This is a genomic window from Brucella intermedia LMG 3301 (genome assembly GCF_000182645.1).
Lineage (GTDB): Bacteria > Pseudomonadota > Alphaproteobacteria > Rhizobiales > Rhizobiaceae > Brucella > Brucella intermedia.
The window spans coordinates 248,350-266,768 of sequence record NZ_ACQA01000001.1 but is presented as its reverse complement, the minus strand read 5'-3'; the positions used below and the strand labels follow the sequence as shown (position 1 = coordinate 266,768).

The following is an 18,419-nucleotide window of genomic DNA, read 5'->3' as shown; positions in this document are numbered from 1 at the left end:
CTTTTTCCTTTTCTTTTGTTGCGCAAAGGTCTACGCATTCTTTCGTAAAATCGCGTCCAAAATAAAAGAAACGCAAGAAAGGTGATTCCGTGACTAAGGAGAATCTACTCGAAAGCGCACTCGTTCGTCTGGACGAGGCGGCAAGCCACATCAACATCGATGCGGATGTCATCGAGAAGCTGAAATATGCACGTGAGACCATGAAAGTGCGACTGATGATTCGCATGGACGATGGTTCGCGCAAATCCTTTCTTGCGTGGCGCTGCCGCTACGACGACACGCGCGGACCGACCAAGGGCGGCATTCGCTACCATCCGGAATCCACCGCCGAAGAAGTCGAGACGCTGGCCTTCTGGATGACGTTCAAATGCGCGGTCATGAACCTTCCCTATGGCGGCGGCAAGGGCGCCATCCAGGTTGATCCGCGCCAGCTTTCCAAGGCTGAGCTTGAGCGTCTTTCGCGCGCCTATATCCAGGCTTTCTCCGGCATTATCGGCCCGGACCGCGATATTCCGGCACCCGACGTCTACACCAATTCCATGATCATGGGCTGGATGGCCGACGAATATTCCCAGATCGTCGGGCAGTCTTCGCCCGCCGTCATCACCGGCAAGCCGCTGGCGCTCGGCGGTTCGCTCGGCCGCAACGATGCGACGGCGCGCGGCGGCTTCTATCTCGTGCGCCACCTGGCGCAGGATCTGGGCCTTGCCTCGCAGCTTCGCGTCACCGTTCAGGGTTTCGGCAATGCCGGACAGTTCATCGCCAAGCTGATGGCAGGCGACGGGCACAAGATCGTTGCCGTTTCGGATTCGTCCGGCGCCGTCTACTGCGCCGACGGCCTTGATCTCGACCTGCTGATGCAGGCCAAGGAACAGGGCAAGTCGGTCGTTTCCACCGCTGGCAAGAACGGCCACGAAGCCATCTCCGCCGATGAGCTGCTTGCAGCCGAATGCGATGTTCTGGTGCCGAGCGCCATGGAAAACATGATCCATGCGGACAATGCGGCATCCATCAAGGCCAGGCTGATCGTCGAGCTTGCCAACGGCCCCGTGACGCCGGAAGCCGACAGGATACTGGGAGAAAACGGCGTCGTCGTTCTGCCGGATATTCTCGCCAATGCCGGTGGCGTGACGGTTTCCTATTTCGAATGGGTGCAGAACCGCCAGGGCTATTACTGGACGCTTGAAGAAATCCATGAGCGCCTGAAAACCATCATGGAACGCGAAGGCCGCGCCATCTGGAACCATGCCAAACAGCACAATGTGACGGTTCGCTCGGCAGCCTATGTCCACGCGCTGCAGCGCCTTGCACAGGCCATCGAAGCGCATGGCACGCAAAGCGATTTCATCGGCTGATCGAGCTCCCTGACATCACCCCTCCTGCCAGCCTGCTGTCAGGAGGGGTGTCGAACGACGGTTTCCTTTTCCCGCTCGCGCTATAGTTTACCTTCACGAGGAAAAACCAGCGCGATGGGATGAAAAGCATGTCGTACGGAAATCTATTCAAGGGAAGTGCCGTCGCACTTGCCCTCCTTGCGGGCGCAATCCAGTTTTCCAGCGTCGCGCATGCACAAGTGGTCGTCTCTTCCAAGATCGACACGGAAGGCGGCGTTCTCGGCAACATCATTCTGGCCGTTCTCAACGCAAACGGCATCCAGACCACGGATCGCATCCAGCTTGGCGCCACGCCCGTGGTGCGCAAGGCGATCACCGCAGGCGAAATCGACATTTATCCCGAATATACGGGCAATGCGGCCTTTTTCTTCAACAAGGCGGACGACCCGCTGTGGAAAGATGCCGCCAAGGCGTTCGAGACTGCGAAGAAGCTAGATTACGACGCCAACAAGATTGTCTGGCTCGCCCCCTCGCCCGCAAACAACACCTGGGGCATTGCGGTGCGCAAGGACGTCGCCGACGAAAACAAGCTTACGAACCTGAGCGAATTCGGAAAATACATTTCAGGCGGCGGAAAGGTCATTCTGGCCGCATCGTCTGAATTCGTGAATTCGGCGGCCGCCCTGCCAGCCTTCCAGACCGCCTACAGCTTCACCCTGAAACCCGACCAGCTGATCACGCTTTCAGGCGGCGACACGGCCGCGACCATCGCCGCCGCCGCCAACCAGACCAACGGCGCCAATGCGGCCATGGTCTATGGCACCGATGGCGGTATCGCGCCGTCCGGGCTTGTCGTGCTCGAGGACGACAAGCATGTGCAGCCGGTCTATCAGCCCGCGCCGATCATCCGGGAAGAGGTTTTGAAGAAAAACCCGAAAATCGAGGAGCTGCTGAAGCCGGTTTTCGCAAAGCTCGATCTCACGACCCTTCAGGAACTCAACGGTCGCGTGCAACTCGGCGGTGAACCGGCAAAGGCGGTCGCGGAGGAATTTCTCAAGACCAACGGCTTTCTGAAATAGGCGCGGGTATTTGCCGGGCATGAGTGCAGCACATGAGACGATCCGGGCAAATGGCACGAAGGGCTTGCTTGCCCATATCGACAAGCTCGGACTGGTCATTGCGGCCATCGGCTTGTCGGGTTTGCTCCTGCCTTTTGCGAACTTTCGGGCAAACCGCATCGTTCAGGGCGAGCCGCGCCATGTTTTCGACGCCCTGCCGACCGAACTGGCGCTGGCGCTTGCCGCTATCGTGGCGGGAGGGCTGCTGATCGGGCTGATTCGCAGCAACAACTGGCTGCGGCTCGTGGCGGCTCTGTTCTGCCTTGCGACGGTGCTGGCGGCGATCGGGCTTGCCGCGACATATCTCTCGCCCGAAGGAAACAATTACGCACGCGTTTCTCCGGCTTCCGGCTTCTGGCTATTGTTTTTTGCCAGCGCCCTTTATGTCGCCGATGGGCTGGTCCGGCTGCGGGCCGGTCCGTTCCTGCGTGTGGGACTGCTGGTCGTTGCAGGTCTGCTTCTGGCGCTTCTGCTTTCGTCGGGCCTGTGGGACAGCATCTCCTTCATGAAGGAATATCAAGGCCGGGCGGACAGCTTCTGGAATGAAGCACAACGGCACATAGCGCTGGCATTGGGGTCGCTCCTCGCAGCAACGGTCGTCGGCATTCCGCTCGGACTTGTCTGCCATCGTGTGCCGAAACTGCGCGCTTTCGTGCTGAACAGCCTCAATATCGTGCAGACCATTCCGTCGATGGCGCTGTTCGGCATCCTGATTGCGCCGCTGAGCTGGGTCGCCACCCAGTTTCCATGGGTCGGCGCCCTCGGCATCCGTGGCATCGGCGCGGCACCGGCATTCGTCGCGCTTTTTCTCTATTCGCTGCTGCCAATCGTGGCCAACACCGTGGCAGGGCTGGCGCAGGTGCCGGAGCCGGTGACGGATGCCGCGCGCGGCATGGGCATGACTCGCCTGCAACGCCTCTTCAAGACCGAGTTTCCGCTGGCATTTCCCGTTATCCTCACCGGCATACGCATCGTCATGGTGCAGAATATCGGCCTGACGACCATCGCGGCGCTGATCGGCGGCGGCGGCTTCGGAACTTTCGTCTTTCAAGGGATCGGCCAGACGGCGATGGACCTCGTCCTGTTGGGCGCCCTGCCGACCGTTCTTCTCGCCTTTGCAGCCGCCGTCATCCTCGATGCCGCGATAGAAATCACGGAGAAAGGCAGCTCCCTATGATCGAGTTCGACCATATCACGAAGCGCTATAACGGGCGCGCAGCGGTCGACGCCGTAAGCTTCACCATCGAGCCGCACAGCATCGCCGCCATTGTCGGAACGTCGGGATCGGGCAAAACCACCTTGCTGCGGATGGTCAATCGTCTGGTCGAGCCGACCGATGGAGAAATCCGCATCGATGGCCGCAGCATCATGGACGAACCCGGCCATGTCCTGCGGCGGCGGATCGGCTATGTCATCCAGCAGAACGGGCTTTTTCCGCACCGCACCGTGGCGGAGAATATTGCAACGGTTCCGCTGCTGCTCGGATGGGACAAACAGCGCATCGACAGGCGCGTCGATGAATTGCTGGACCTTTTCCAGCTGGAGGCTGCCGACTATCGCGACCGCTATCCGCACGAACTTTCCGGAGGGCAACAGCAGCGCGTCGGCGTGGCGCGGGCGCTTGCCGCCGGGCCGAACATCCTTCTCATGGACGAGCCGTTCGGGGCACTCGATCCGGTTATCCGGGCCAAGGCGCAGGAAGACCTGAAGGCGATCCAGAAGCGGCTCGGCACGACCATAATCCTTGTCACGCACGACATGGAGGAAGCGATCTCGCTGGGCGACCGGATCGCCGTCATGGATGATGGAAAACTGCTGCAATATGGTCCACCGGCGGAAATCCTTGCTCGTCCGGCAACCGATTTCGTCGAGCGTCTTGTCGGTACGGGCGAACGGCCCTTCCGTCTCCTTTCGCTGATGGACCTGAAAACCGTGCTACAGCCGGGTGATGCAAGCGGTGAAACCCTGCCGGTAACGGCATCGCAACGCGATGCGCTTGCCGCACTCCTGTGGTCCGGGCGCAAGGCGCTTCCCGTTCTCGACGCGGAAGGACGCCCGCTCGGCCGGGTCACGCTCGACAGGCTTCTGCATCAGGCAGAGCGTCCGGCATGAGATTGCTCGTGTCCATTGTCCCGCGCCTCGTGCTTCTGGGCATCCTGCTCCTGTTCCTGGCGCGGCCCCGGCTGTTCGAGCCGCTGTTTCGCCCGCTCGTCGATGAAGGCGTGCCAGCCATCTATGATCGCGCCAGCTTCGTGACATTGACCTTGCAGCATCTGGGCCTCGTGGCGCTCGCAACACTGGCCGCGGCTCTCGTGGCCGTCTCGATGGCGATCTTCGTGACCAGAAAGCACGGCGCGGAGTTTCTGCCGCTTTCACGCAGCCTCGTGAACATAGGGCAGACTTTTCCTCCGGTCGCGGTGCTGGCGCTGGCCGTTCCCATCTTCGGTTTCGGGGACAAGCCGACCCTGATCGCCCTCTTCCTCTATGGCCTGCTTCCGATCTTTGAAAACACGCTGACAGGGCTGACCACCTTGCCATCGCCGGTTGTCGAAGCCGCGCGCGGCATGGGGATGACCAGCGCCCAAAGGCTTGTGAAAATCGAGGTTCCGCTGGCCATGCCGGTCATTCTGGCGGGCATCAGGCTTTCCGCCGTGATCAGCCTTGCCACTGCCACCATCGGGTCCACGGTCGCTGCCAGAACCCTTGGCGAAGTCATCATTGCCGGGCTTATTTCCAACAATCTCGCCTTCGTTTTGCAGGGCGGGCTCGTCGTGGCCGCACTTGCCATACTCATCTTCGATGGGTTTCAGGCAATTGAGCATTATCTCCTGAAACGTACCGGACGAACCGGAACCGCTCTTTGAAAGATGCCTCTGCATTCCTATATCCTTGGCTGGAACCAGCCAGCGAGGAACGGGATGAACATCGGGCAGGCAGCTGCAGCATCTGGCATATCGGCGAAGATGATCCGCCATTATGAAACAATCGGGCTCATCGAAGCCGCCGAGCGGACCGGTTCGGGTTACCGCGTCTATACGCAGAAAGATGTCGAAACCCTGCGCTTCATCCGCCGCAGCCGCGATCTCGGTTTTCAGGTTGAGCAGATCAAGGAACTGCTGGCGCTCTGGCGTGACCGCAACCGCGCATCGGCTGACGTGAAGAAGGTGGCGCTTGGCCATGTCGAGGAGCTCGAAGCCAAGATGCGCCAGTTGCAGGAAATGGCCGATACGCTGCGCTACCTCGCCAAGAACTGCCACGGCGACAACCGTCCCGATTGCCCGATCATCCACCAGCTTGCCGAAAACAGTGCCGAGGGCCGCAAACGTCCGGCCCCGCGCAAGGGCGAATTGCTGCACGGCAAGATCTGAGATCATCAAATGAAAACGCCGGGATTGCTCCCGGCGTTTTTCATTCATATCGCTGCCTCAGCTCTTCGGCAGCGTATAGGCGATTACATAATCGCCCGGTTTGGTTCCGACCGAACCATGCCCGCCCGCCACCATCAGGACGAACTGCTGGTCGCCGACCGTATAGGTCATCGGGGTCGACTGGCCGCCAGCCGGAAGCCGGGCCTCCCAGAGCTGCTTGCCGGAAGTCAGGTCATAGGCGCGCAGATAGTCGTCCACTGCCGCGCCCAGGAAGACGACGCCGCCAGCGGTGATCATCGGACCGCCAATACCCGGAACGCCCACCTTCAACGGAAGCGGAACCGGCGACATGTCGCGGATCGTCCCGTTGCGATGCTTGTAGGCAATCTTGCCGGTGCGCAGGTCCACCCCGGCCACATAGCCCCATGGCGGGGTCTGGCAGGGAATGCCGAGCGGACCGAGGAACGGCCCCATGAACACGCCATAGGGCGCGCCATCATTGCGGTTCAGGCCCTGCTCGCTTCCCTTTTCATCCTGTCCTTTCGGCGGAATATCGGCGCGCGGAACCAGACGCGAGGTGAAGGCGAGATAGGTCGGCATGCCGAACATCACCTGCCGGACCGGATCGACCGCCACGCTACCCCAATTGAACACACCGAAATTGCCCGGATAGACAATCGTTCCCCGCAAGGAAGGCGGCGTGTAGCGGCCTTCATAAAACAGCTGGTGGAACTTGATGCGGCAGGCGAGCTGATCGAACATCGTCACGCCCCACATGTCGCTTTCGCGCAAGGGCGGCGGGCTGAAAGTCAGATCGGAGATCGGCTGCGTGGGAGCCGTATGGTCTTCCGGTATAGCGCCTGTCGGCGCCGGGATCTCCCTGACCGGAATGATCGGTTCGCCGGTGCGCCGATCAAGAACGTAGAGATCGCCCTGCTTGGTCGGGCCGACCAGCGCCGGGACCCCGTTGATATCCAGCAGGACCGGCTGGGCCGGAACGTCCATGTCCCACAGATCATGGTGGACCGTCTGGCGCACCCAGCGAACCTGTCCGGTGTTCACGTCGAGCGCAACGATGGAGGAGGAATACTTCTCCACATTCTCGCTGCGGTCCATGCCAAGCTGGTCCGGCACCTTGTTGCCGAGCGGAACAAAGACCAGTCCGAGCTTTTCATCCACACTCGAAACGGACCAGCTGTTCGGAGAGTTCGTCGTATAGTGCTCGCCTTCGGGGAGCGGCGTGGTCACATCCGGATTGCCGGAATCCCAGTTCCACAACAGTTGCCCGGTGCGGATATCGAAGGCACGAATGACGCCCGACTGTTCCTGCGTCGAGTAATTGTCATTGACGGCGCCGCCGACGATGATCTTGTCCCCGACAACGACCGGGGGCGAGGTGGAGTAATAATAGCCTGCCGGATTATATTTCATGCCATGGCTGAGATCGAGCGTCCCGCCATTGGCGAAATCCGTGCAGATTTCCCCGGTTGCCGTATCCAGCGCAATCAATCTTGCATCGGACGTCGGCAGATAGACGCGCTCGGCGCATTTCGCGCCTGCCGTTGCCGTTGCATCCTTCCAGTAGCTGACGCCGCGGCAGGTCTGGTGCTGGCGGTCCGTATTGAAGCCGACCTTCGGGTCGAACTTCCACTTTTCCTTGCCCGTCGCCGCATCCAGCGCAATAGCCCAGTTATGCGGGGTGCACAGATAGAGCGAATCGCCAATCTTGAGCGGCGTGACCTGATAGGTCGTTTCGCCCACGTCCTGCGGCTGCTTGACGTCGCCGGTCTGGTACTGCCAGGCAACCTGGAGTTTGGCGACGTTCTCCGGCGTTACCTGCGTCAGCGGCGAATAGCGCTGGCCGTAAGGCGTTCGACCGTATTGATGCCATTCGCCATCGGGCACGTTGCCGCCGAGGTCGGGCGTCGCAGCCACTTTTTCGGTCGGCAGGTCGCCTGCGATATTGTAGGTATCCTGCGTTATCGCATAACCGGCAACCAGGATTGCGATCACCGATGCCACGGCCAGCGGCAGGCCGCTGTCGCCTGCACCCTTGTTCAAGGGCCTCCTGATCCATGGCGTCAGCAACCAGAATCCCAGCAGCACGATGACGCCGCCGCGTGCGCCGAGCTGCCACCAGTCGAAGCCGACTTCATAAACGGCCCAGCCAAGCGATCCGAGAATGACGAGAGCGTAAACCCATAGTGCGGCGCCGCTACGCCGCGAAAGCAGAACGGCGGTCAGCAGAAAGCCGATCGCCGAAAGTATGTAATACCAGCTGCCGCCCAGCAGGGCGAGCCAGATACCGCCTGCTCCGAGCGAAAACCCGATCAAAAGAAGTACGAGAGAAGTTAACCAGATAAGCAAGATATTACCCCCTTCCAGTACAATCGGCGTTCCGTCGCCGATGCGGGAAAACCGTGCGGACCAACCGCTCACCAATTTCGAGGCATTCCTGATATGGCCAGATATGGCTGCAAGTCTCGCAGCATTCGGTCTGCCGGACAACTCCCTACTGCGTGCCTATCCACATAGGCGAACATGGAAAAAATCCAGAGCGGCAGGTGTATCTTTCCATTGTCCGATCAGGAGGCGCGATCAGGACAAATGAGCGCCGTCCGTGATTAAGGCAAAGTGGCGGCAAAGGGGGTTTACGCACTCAAAAGGCGCAAAACAGCACACAACATGCATTTTTTCGCCCGGCAATTGTGGCGAAGGAATGGCGAAAATGTGCGACCTGTGTCTTTTAGGCGTCTTTTTCGAGATATCAGGCAGAGCCGCGCATGATGAGGTGGCTGTCCAGGCGACGGATTTCCTTCTCGACTGCCGCCCCGCTTTCCTGCGCATTGATCCGCGAGAAAAGCATGTCGAGACCCAGTTGCGCGATTTGCCGGTAGTCCTGCGCGACCGTCGTCAGCGGCGGACAGGTGAAGCGGCTGAGAGGATGGTCGTCGTGACCGGCGACCCGAAGATCGCAGCCTTCTTCGCGCCCGACATGCCGCCGCCGTTCGAATGCTGCGGAAATGACGCCGAAGGCCAGACGGTCATTGGCGCATAGAACGGTTCGCGTCGGAAACCCGCCGCGATCCAGAATCCGGCCTGCTTCCTGATAGCCCAGTTCCTCGAAATTCCAGTTCTTGGCCGTGATGGGAAGCACGATCGGCTCAACGCCCAGCCTCTCCATGGTTTCGATATAGGCCGACCGCCGTTCCAGCGCGTTCTGGTTTACCGCCGGCATTTCGAGGAAGCAGGGATGTTCGCCCGTTCGATAGAGATATTCGGTAATGTTGCCGATGCTCTGGCGATTATCGGTGCCGACAAAGGGCTGATCGTCGCCGATACGGCTGTCGAGAAAAACCGCGGGCGTCGAATCCGACAGGCTGGAAAGCAGCTTCGCATCCGTCTCGAAACCGAGCGGAGCCATCAGAACGCCCGCGATCTTGAGAGACATGAGCGTGCGCATCGCCCGCGCCTCGAGTTTTCTCTCGCCATGCGACGACAGAACGATCGGCCAGTAGCCTTCCGCCAGGCAGCGCATTTCGATCTGGCGGATGATTTCCGCATAGAACGGATCGGAAATATGGGGGACGATGACGCCGATGTTCTTCGGCTTCTTGCGGTTGAGGCTGACCGCGAAGATGTTGGGCTGATAGTTGTAATCCTTCAGCGCCTTTTCGATACGAAGGCGCGTCGAGGGCTTTACGCTTTCGGGATTGTCGAAATATTTCGAGACCGTGGGACGGGACAATCCGCTTGCGGCTGCGAACTCTTCCATCGTCCTGATCTTCTGTTCGGTCATGCCCTGCTTTTCCCCTCGGGGTATCATAGCGATTTTACGGCGCCATCCAATTTGTTTCCATGCGTAAATTTTTTTCCGTTGAGACGCAACAAATTTCGGCGAGCGGTCCTTCGGCGATCCACGCTTTCCTGTTCCGGCGGCGGCTCATCCGCGCTGATGACGTTCAAATTCAATCGTTATAATTTTTACACGTGAAAAATTTTATATTGACACGTTGAACAAGCTCTATCATGTCTAGGGAAGCTCTTCTTGAGCTGGAGGCCCTGCCCTTCGGGAGGTTTGAAGTTGGCGACGACTGATGAACCTGCAGGAAAAACCCTTGTTCATGTCCCTACAGAAGGACGCCCCGGCGAGCGCCGGTCATTCGGAGGAAATCATGTTTCGCAAATCGCTCAGCCGTATTCTCTTTTCCGGCGTAGCCCTGGCCATGATGGCAGGCGCTGCATCTGCCGAAGGCATCGGCGCATCGCTTCTCACCCAGCAGCATCCGTTCTACATCTCGCTCGCAGACGCGATGAAGAAGGAAGCGCAGGCAGAGAATGTGCCGCTGGAAATCGCCATCGCCAATCAGGACCTGAGCAAGCAGCTCGCCGATGTGGAAGATTTCATCACCAAGGGCGTCGACGTCATCGTCATCTCGCCGGTTGACAGCAAGGGCGTTCGCTCGGCCATCAACAAGGCCCAGAAGGCAGGCATCAAGGTCATTACCGTCGATGTTCCGGCCAACAATGTCGATGTGACCTCCTTCGTCGGCACGGACAATTTCGCAGGCGGCGAGAAGGCCGCCGAACTGATGGCGAAGTCCATCGGTGAAAAGGGCAATGTCGCCGTTATCGATTACCCGACGGTCCAGTCGGTCGTCGATCGCATCGAAGGCTTCAAGAAGGGCATCGCCAAATATCCGGACATCAAGATCGTTGCGATCCAGCCGGGCATCACCCGTCCGGAAGCCCTTTCGGCTGCACAGAACATCCTGCAGGCCAACCCGGATATCGTCGGCATCTTCGGCTTCGGCGACGACGCCGCACTGGCCGCTGCCTCGGCGGTGAAGTCGGCCAAGCTTGAAAGCCAGGTCAAGGTCATCGGCTTCGACGGCATGGAAGAAGCCCGCAACGCCGTGAAGAACGACCCGGTCATGGTTGGCGTCATTGCCCAGTATCCCGACCAGATGGGCAAGGTTGCGGTTGAAACCGCTGCCAAGGTCATCAAGGGTGAGGAAGTTCCGGCCAAGCAGCCGATCGTTCCGGGTGTCGTCACCAAGGACGGCGAAACCAGGTAACACCGCGTGAAACAGCGACGCTCCTCCCAGTCGCTGTTTCCATTCTGCGTGCGGCGGCCCGGCGAACACCACGCGCCTGCCGCCGCCGCATCCCTTTTGATCGCGGATTTCGTTCGAGCGAAGTCCCGCCGATAGACTGACAACGGAGAATGGAGGCCCCAAGAGTGACAGATACTGTGACAGCCGCCAAATCCGAACGAAAAGCCGTTTCGGACACCGTTCTCGAGATTCGCGATGTGGCAAAATCCTTCGGCCCGGTGGTCGCGCTGAAGCGCATGAACCTGACCGTGCGTCGCGGCCGCGTCCATACGTTGCTCGGTGAGAACGGCGCCGGCAAATCCACGCTGATGAAGATCCTCGCCGGCGTGTTCAAGCCGACTTCGGGAACGATACATCTCAAAGGTGCATCCTATGCGCCGAAAGACCCGCGCGATGCCCGCGCAAACGGCATTGCCATCGTCTTTCAGGAACTGAGCCTGTCGCGCAATCTCAGCGTCGCCGAAAACATCTTCGCCAATCACGAGCCGAGCCGCTTCGGCTTCATCCGGGAGCGCGAGCTGAACGCCGCCGCCGAAAAGCTGATCGAAGAGCTTGGCCTGCCGGTGGATGCGCGCGCGAAGGTCGGCGACCTGTCGATTGCCCAGCGCCAGCTCGTTGAAATCGCCAAGGGCCTCAGCCAGCCCGTAGACGTCGTCATTCTGGACGAGCCGACCTCGTCGCTTTCCGACAGCGAAGCGGAAATCCTGTTCTCGATCATCGAGCGCCTGAAAGCACGCGGCACCGCCGTCATCTACATCTCGCACCGCATGGAAGAAATCATGCGGCTTTCCGACGATATTACTGTCGTGCGCGACGGCGAATATGTAACGACCACCGAAAAGAGCGAGACCACCATCGAGCGGCTGATCGCCCTGATGGTCGGCCGTGAGATGAACGACATCTATCCGCCGCGCGTCGCGCCAAGACCATCGGCAAGCGTGGCGCCAATCCTTGAAACGAAGAACCTTTCGGTCGCGGGCAAGTTTCACGATGTTTCCATCGGTGTGAAGCCCGGTGAGGTTCTGGGCCTTTTCGGACTGGTCGGCTCCGGCCGTTCGGACGTCATGAAGGCGCTGTTCGGGATGCTGCGGCCAACGGGTGAAATCCGCCTCGACGGAAAGCCGGTCGCCCTCTCCTCGCCGTCCGACGCCATTCGCAACGGCATTGCTTTCGTGACCGAAAACCGCAAGGAAGAAGGCCTCGTTCTTCCGCACAGCGTGGAACGCAACATCAACATGGTCGGGCTCGGCCAGCTGGCAGGCCCGTTCGGGCTCATGCGTTCCAGTGCGGAGCGTTCTGCCGCCAGGGCGGAAGTGCTGCGGCTTGCCATCAAGACAGCTTCGCTGGATACGGTTGCCGGATCGCTCAGCGGCGGCAACCAGCAGAAGATCGTGCTGGCAAAATGGCTCCAGACAAAGCCGCGCATTCTCATTCTCGATGAGCCGACACGCGGCGTCGATGTCGGCGCGAAATTCGAAATCTACCGCATCATCCGTGAACTTGCCGCCAATGGCGCGGCGATCCTGATGGTTTCCTCCGAACTGCCGGAAGTGCTGGGCCTCAGCGACCGCGTGGCCGTCATGCACAACAAGCATGTCGCCGCCATCGTCGATGCCGATGGCCTTACGCCGGAAACCGTCATGAGCTACGCAGCAGGAATGCATCAATGAGCAACGCAGATATTCAGAAGAAAGCCGTGGACGCCGAAGTCCGCCGTTCGCTTTTCAGCTCCCCGCTGGTGCGCCAATATGGCGGCATCATCATCTCGCTGGCCGTGCTCTGCGTGGTCTTCGCGGTGCTCAATCCGCGCTTTCTCGCCTTCAACAACTTCATGAACATCATGCAGCAGGTGGCGGTGATCGCCGTCGCCGCCTATGGCATGACCTATGTGATCCTGCTCGGTGAAATCGATCTTTCCATCGGTTCGATCATCGCCGTATCCGGCATGGTGGCGGCACAGGCCTTCGCCATGGGCTTCGGCTTCGTGCCGACGGTCGTTTTCACCCTTGCGGCGGGCGCCATCATGGGCGGGCTGAACGGTGTGCTTTCGGCAAAGCTGATGCTGCCATCCTTCATCGTCACGGTCGCGACCATGGGCATCTATCGCGGCATGGTCAGCCTGCCGACCAATGGCGCGCCCGAAATCATCGACAATGATGCATGGCTTGCCATCGGTTCGGAAAGCTGGCTCGGCCTGCCGATCATCATCTGGATCGTCGGCGTCCTGTTCATCTTCAACTATATCCTCCTGTCGAAGACGGTCTTCGGTCGCCGCATCTATCTGTCGGGCGGCAACAAGGAAGCGGCGATCTATTCCGGTATCCGCGTCGACCGCATCAAGATCATCGTCTTCATGCTTTCCGGCGTCATGGCGGCGATCAGCGGCATCCTGCTTTCGTCGCGCCTGTCCTCGGCGCAGACCAATGCGGGCATGGGTTATGAACTCGACGCCATTGCCGCGGTCGTGCTTGGCGGCACCTCGCTTGCCGGCGGCGTCGGCACCATGGTCGGAACCATTCTTGGCGCGCTCATCATCGGCGTCATCAACAACGGCATGAACATGCTGTCCGTGCCCTATTTCTATCAGCTCATCGTCAAGGGCGTGGTCATTCTGGTCGCCGTCTGGCTCGACGTGCGCTCGAAATCCATGCGCACGTAATCGCGGTGCCCCATATGAAGAAGATCATCACCATCGGCGAGATCGTCGTCGAAATCATGGCCGTGGAAACCGGCAACGGCTTCAAGTCCGCCATCCCATTGATCGGCCCGTTCGCTTCCGGCGCGCCCGCGATCTTCATCGATCAGGCCGCCCGGATGGGCCAGCCATGCGGCATGGTCAGCGCGGTCGGCAATGACGATTTCGGCGCGCTCAATGTCGAACGCCTGCAAAGAGACGGCGTGGATGTTTCGGCCATCGGCGTGCATCCGACAGCGGCGACCGGCAGCGCCTTCGTGCGCTATCGCCCGGACGGCAATCGCGATTTCATCTTCAATATCAAGCACAGCGCATGCAGCGCCATCGGCCTGACACCGGAAGCCGAAAGGCTGATCGAGACCGCCGATCACCTGCATATCATGGGTTCGGCGCTCTTCTCCGAAGGCATTGTCTCGGCGATCCACGAGGCGACGATCCGCATCAAGGCGAAGGGCGGCACCGTGTCCTTCGACCCGAATATCCGCAAGGAAATGCTGGAATTGCCGGGCATGCGTCAGGCATTGGCCCATGCGCTGGAGAATACCGACCTGTTCATGCCGAGCGGCCCGGAAATCTTCCTCTTCACCAGGGCGACCGAGGAAAAGGCCGCCGTGGAAGAACTGCTGGCGCGCGGCATCAAGGCCGTCGTCATCAAGCGCGGCGCGGAAGGCGCCAGCTATTTCGACCGGTCCGGCGAAGTTTTCGCGCCCGCTTTCAAGGTCGATGAAATCGACCCGACCGGCGCGGGCGACAGTTTTGGCGCGGCATTCGTCACCTGCTGGCTGCGCGACATGGCACCGAAGGACGCTCTCGTCATCGCCAATGCCACCCGGCGCGCGCGCCGTTGGCGTCAAGGGGCCGATGGAGGGCACCTCGACCATGGCTGAAATCGATGCCTTCCTTCAGAAATACGGAGTTCCAGCATGAGCAGCACGAAAGTTCTTAGCGCACTTCCCGCACGTTACGCCAGCGGGGTTCGTGGCGGCATCACGTCGATCTGCTCTGCGCATCCTCTGGTGATCGAAGCAGCCCTGCTCGAAGGCGTGGCGACCGGCACGGATGTGCTGATCGAGGCCACCTGCAATCAGGTCAATCAGGATGGCGGCTATACCGGCATGACGCCTGCCGACTTCCGCCGTTTTGTGGAAGAAATCGCAGCCCGCGTCGGCTTCGACACCAGGCGGCTTATTCTGGGCGGCGACCATCTTGGTCCCAACCCGTGGAAGCACCTGCCCGCCGAGGAAGCCCTTGCGAAGTCGGACGTGATGATCGACGCTTTCGTGCGCGCGGGCTTCACCAAGATCCATCTCGACACGTCGATGGGCTGCGCGGGCGAGCCGGTCGCCCTGCCCGATGCCGTGACCGCCGAGCGCGCGGCGCGTCTTGCAAAAGTTTCGGAAACTGCCGCCCGTGAAGCCGGCTACGATCTGCCGGTCTACATCATCGGCACCGAAGTGCCGATCCCCGGCGGCGCGATGGAAGAAATCGAAGAGCTGGAACTGACCAGGCCGGACGCGGCGGTCGAAACCGTCGCCATTCACCGCAAGGCTTTCGCAGCACTCGGACTGGACGATGCCTTTGCCCGCGCCATCGGCGTCGTGGTGCAGCCCGGCGTGGAGTTCGGCAACGAGAATGTCGTGTTTTACAACAGCGAGAAGGCGACGGCGCTGAGCGGCGTTCTCGGCGAAATGCCGCAATTCGTGTTCGAAGCGCACTCGACCGATTATCAGCCGGTGGAAGCGCTTTCCGATCTGGTTCACGATGGTTTCGCCATTTTGAAAGTCGGTCCCGGCCTGACTTTCGCGCTGCGCGAGGCGCTCTATGGCCTCGACCAGATTGCGGCCTTCCTCGACAAGCTGCCGGAAGAAGAAACCCTGCGCGGCAAGATGGAAGCGCTGCTTCTGGCCGAGCCGAAGAACTGGGAAAAATATTACCACGGGGACGCGGAAGAACTGCGGCTGCAACGCCATTTTTCCTATAGCGACCGCATCCGCTATTACTGGCCGCATCCGGTGGCGACGGCTGCCGTGGATGCGCTTTTGAAGCGTCTGGAAGGTCGCAAGATACCGGAAACGCTGATCAGCCAATATCTCGGCACGCTCTATCCGGCTGTCGCTTCGGGACAGGTGGAAGCAACGCCGCATGCACTGATGGTGGAAGCCGTCCGCAATGTCGTGCGGACTTATGGCAAGGCCGTAGGAACCCACTGAAATCGAAAGGCGCGGTCAACACCGCGCCTTTCTTGTTCACGCCTCTATCGGGCTTTTGAAGGCCTTGAGCCGCAAGGCGTTGCTCAGGACAAAAATGCTCGAGAAAGCCATGGCGCCTGCCGCCAGAACCGGCGACAACAGCGTGCCGGTGAAGGGATAGAGCACACCCGCCGCGACGGGGATCAGGGCGACGTTATAGGCGAAGGCCCAGAACAGGTTCTCGCCGATATTGCGGATCGTCGCCTTCGATATGGCGATGGCATTGACCACGCCGCGCAGATCCCCCGACATCAGCACCACGTCAGCACTTTCAATCGCGATATCCGTTCCGGTGCCAATGGCAATACCGACATCGGCAGCGGCGAGTGCGGGCGCGTCGTTGATGCCGTCACCGACAAAGGCGATCCGCTTGCCGCCCGCCGAAAGGCGTTTCAGCGCCTCGACCTTGCCGTCCGGCAGCACTTCCGCAACCACTTCATCGATACCCAGACGTTTGGCGATGGCCTCAGCCGTGCGGCGATTGTCGCCGGTGATCATGGCGACCTTCAGTCCCTGCTCGTGAAGGGCGGCAATCGCCGCTGGCGTGGTTTCCTTCATCGGGTCGGCGACGGTGAGGATCGCCCGCCAGCTTGCCGTCAACGGCCGCATAGAGCGGAGACTGCCCTTCATCGCCGAGGCGCTTCGCATCATCGGCAAAGGCAGCAACATCAGCCCCAAGCTTCGCCATGTAACGGTCGGCGCCAATCGCCACCTCATGGCCGGAAACCTGCGCCTTCAAGCCGAAACCGGGGACTGCTTCAAAAGCCGATACGTCCGCGAGCTTCAATCCCTTCGCCTTCGCTGCTTCCACAATCGCATCGGCAATCGGGTGTTCGGAGCGGGCTTCCACCGCTGCCACAAGCGCCAGAAGCTCGTCCCTGTCGAAGCCCTCGACCGTTGCGAAATGCGCGAGTGCGGGTTTCCCTTGCGTCAGCGTGCCGGTCTTGTCGACGGCGATTACGGAAGCGTCGCGCAAGGTCTGCAATGCATCACCACGGCGGAACAGGACGCCGAACTCAGCCGCACGACCGGTGCCGACCATGATCGATGTCGGCGTGGCAAGGCCCATGGCGCACGGGCAGGCAATGATGAGAACCGCAATGGCGTTCACCAGCGCGTAACCGAGCATGCCCGTGCCGCCAATCGCCAGCCACAGCGCGAAGGTCAGGGCGGCGGCGGCCATAACCGCGGGGACGAACCAGCCCGTCACCTTGTCGACCATGGCCTGAATGGGCAGCTTGTCGGCCTGCGCGTCCTCGACCATGCGGATGATTTGCGAAATCACCATGTCGCGGCCAACCTTGGTGGCGCGGAAGGTGAAGGCGCCGGTCTTATTGATCGTGCCGCCGACCACTTCCGCGCCTTTTTCCTTGGCGACGGGTACGGGCTCGCCGGTGATCATCGATTCATCGACATAGGACGAACCTTCGATCACTTCGCCATCGACCGGCACTTTCTCGCCGGGGCGAACCTGTACGACATCGCCTGCGCGAACATCTTCGAGCGGCACATCGACCGTTTCGCCATCACGCACGACACGCGCCGACTTCGCCTGCAAGCCCACTAGCCGGCTGATAGCCGCACTGGTGCGCCCCTTGGCGCGCGCTTCCAGAAAACGTCCGATCAGGATCAGCGTGACGATGACGGCGGCGGCTTCAAAATAGACGTTTACCGTGCCTTCAGGCAGCACCGCCGGGAAAAAGGTCGCGACGACGGAGAAGCCCCAGGCTGCGAGCGTACCCACCACCACGAGCGAATTCATGTCCGGCGTGCCGCGCAGGAGCGTCGGGATGCCCTTCCTGAAAAAGCGCAAACCGGGGCCAAACAGGACCAGCGTCGTGAGCACGAGTTGCAGATACCAGCTGTTCTGCATGCCGATGCGGTCCATGACGAACATATGAACCGCCGGGATGAGATGCGACCCCATTTCCAGCACGAAGACGGGCAATGTCAGAAGGGCGGCAAGGATGACGCTTTTCTTCAGCTCTGCCGCTTCCGCATCCCGCTTTTCGGACTGAGTTTCCTGTTTGTCACTGCCCTGCCCGTCATCAAGCGACCGCGCCTCATAGCCGGCAGCTTCAACGGCCTTGACAAGCTCACCGACCGACACCTGCCCGGCCAGATCGACATGCGCCCGCTCCGTTGCAAGGTTGACGCTGGCGCGGGTCACACCCGGCACGCCGTTCAAAGCCTTTTCGACCTTGCTCACGCAGGACGCGCAGCTCATGCCCTCGATGGCCAGATCGATGCTGGCGGCGGGCACTTCATAGCCCGCCTTGCGAATGGCATCGATCACCGACGGCAAATCCGGCGCGCCCTTGAAAGTCACGTCGGCGCGTTCAGTTGCGAGATTGACGGACACCTTGTCGACGCCAGGAACCTTGGCGACAGCTTTTTCCACGGACGACACGCATGAAGCGCAACTCATCCCTTCGACAGGGACAGGAAAGCTGATGGTTTCGTGATTTACAGGCTTGTTCATGGCAATCCCTTTCACCGCCCGGGAAGGGCATAATTCGAGAGTTGCTCCTTAAATAG

General features: G+C 60.5%; 12 protein-coding genes and 2 pseudogenes. 11 read left to right on the top strand and 3 right to left on the bottom strand.

Annotation, left to right across the window (positions count from 1 at the left end; genetic code table 11):
• Positions 1-89 precede the first annotated feature (89 nt).
• From OINT_RS01195 to cueR, 6 genes are all read left to right on the top strand, one after another.
• Complete coding sequence (locus OINT_RS01195) at positions 90-1,355, top strand: Glu/Leu/Phe/Val family dehydrogenase (protein ID WP_006465957.1); 1,266 nt, start codon at positions 90-92, stop codon at positions 1,353-1,355.
• Between the two features lie 128 nt (positions 1,356-1,483).
• Positions 1,484-2,413, top strand: a complete 930-nt coding sequence (osmF, locus tag OINT_RS01190) for a glycine betaine ABC transporter substrate-binding protein OsmF (RefSeq protein ID WP_025089723.1) — start codon at positions 1,484-1,486, stop codon at positions 2,411-2,413.
• 19 nt (positions 2,414-2,432) lie between these two features.
• The gene (locus tag OINT_RS01185; RefSeq protein WP_006470807.1) at positions 2,433-3,629 is read left to right on the top strand and encodes an ABC transporter permease; all 1,197 of its coding nucleotides are present in this window, start codon (positions 2,433-2,435) and stop codon (positions 3,627-3,629) included.
• Entirely contained in the window at positions 3,626-4,564 is a 939-nt protein-coding gene (locus tag OINT_RS01180) for an ABC transporter ATP-binding protein (RefSeq protein ID WP_006465954.1), read from the top strand. The genes OINT_RS01185 and OINT_RS01180 overlap by 4 nt, the downstream gene beginning before the upstream one ends.
• Positions 4,561-5,316: an ABC transporter permease gene (locus tag OINT_RS01175; RefSeq protein WP_006465953.1), complete on the top strand. Its 756-nt coding sequence runs from the start codon at positions 4,561-4,563 to the stop codon at positions 5,314-5,316. The genes OINT_RS01180 and OINT_RS01175 overlap by 4 nt, the downstream gene beginning before the upstream one ends.
• A 54-nt stretch (positions 5,317-5,370) precedes the next feature.
• Complete coding sequence (gene cueR / locus OINT_RS01170) at positions 5,371-5,820, top strand: Cu(I)-responsive transcriptional regulator (RefSeq protein WP_006470808.1); 450 nt, start codon at positions 5,371-5,373, stop codon at positions 5,818-5,820.
• Between the two features lie 57 nt (positions 5,821-5,877).
• Here the strand turns inward: cueR and OINT_RS01165 are convergent, their stop codons facing one another.
• Both OINT_RS01165 and OINT_RS01160 read right to left on the bottom strand, forming a co-directional pair.
• Positions 5,878-8,187 carry a glucose/quinate/shikimate family membrane-bound PQQ-dependent dehydrogenase gene (locus tag OINT_RS01165; RefSeq protein ID WP_025089725.1) on the bottom strand — a complete coding sequence of 770 codons (2,310 nt, stop codon included), beginning with the start codon at positions 8,185-8,187 and terminating at the stop codon, positions 5,878-5,880.
• 400 nt (positions 8,188-8,587) lie between these two features.
• Positions 8,588-9,619: a LacI family DNA-binding transcriptional regulator gene (locus OINT_RS01160; protein WP_006470810.1), complete on the bottom strand. Its 1,032-nt coding sequence runs from the start codon at positions 9,617-9,619 to the stop codon at positions 8,588-8,590.
• A gap of 376 nt (positions 9,620-9,995) precedes the next feature.
• Between OINT_RS01160 and OINT_RS01155 the strand changes: the two genes are divergently transcribed.
• From OINT_RS01155 to OINT_RS01135, 5 genes and pseudogenes are all read left to right on the top strand, one after another.
• Positions 9,996-10,898 (top strand): substrate-binding domain-containing protein, encoded by a 903-nt coding sequence (locus OINT_RS01155; RefSeq protein WP_006470811.1) that lies wholly within the window; start codon positions 9,996-9,998, stop codon positions 10,896-10,898.
• Between the two features lie 149 nt (positions 10,899-11,047).
• Positions 11,048-12,607, top strand: coding sequence for a sugar ABC transporter ATP-binding protein (locus OINT_RS01150; RefSeq protein WP_006465948.1), 1,560 nt, complete (start codon positions 11,048-11,050; stop codon positions 12,605-12,607).
• The gene (locus OINT_RS01145) at positions 12,604-13,596 is read left to right on the top strand and encodes an ABC transporter permease (RefSeq protein WP_006465947.1); all 993 of its coding nucleotides are present in this window, start codon (positions 12,604-12,606) and stop codon (positions 13,594-13,596) included. Before OINT_RS01150 ends, OINT_RS01145 begins: the two co-directional genes overlap by 4 nt.
• Before the next feature lie 14 nt (positions 13,597-13,610).
• A pseudogene (locus OINT_RS01140) lies at positions 13,611-14,559 on the top strand (tagatose kinase).
• Positions 14,556-15,842, top strand: coding sequence for a D-tagatose-bisphosphate aldolase, class II, non-catalytic subunit (locus tag OINT_RS01135; RefSeq protein WP_006465945.1), 1,287 nt, complete (start codon positions 14,556-14,558; stop codon positions 15,840-15,842). The pseudogene OINT_RS01140 and the gene OINT_RS01135 overlap by 4 nt, the downstream one beginning before the upstream one ends.
• A gap of 36 nt (positions 15,843-15,878) precedes the next feature.
• Here the strand turns inward: OINT_RS01135 and OINT_RS01130 are convergent.
• Positions 15,879-18,363, bottom strand: a pseudogene (locus OINT_RS01130) (heavy metal translocating P-type ATPase).
• Between the last annotated feature and the right edge of the window lie 56 nt (positions 18,364-18,419).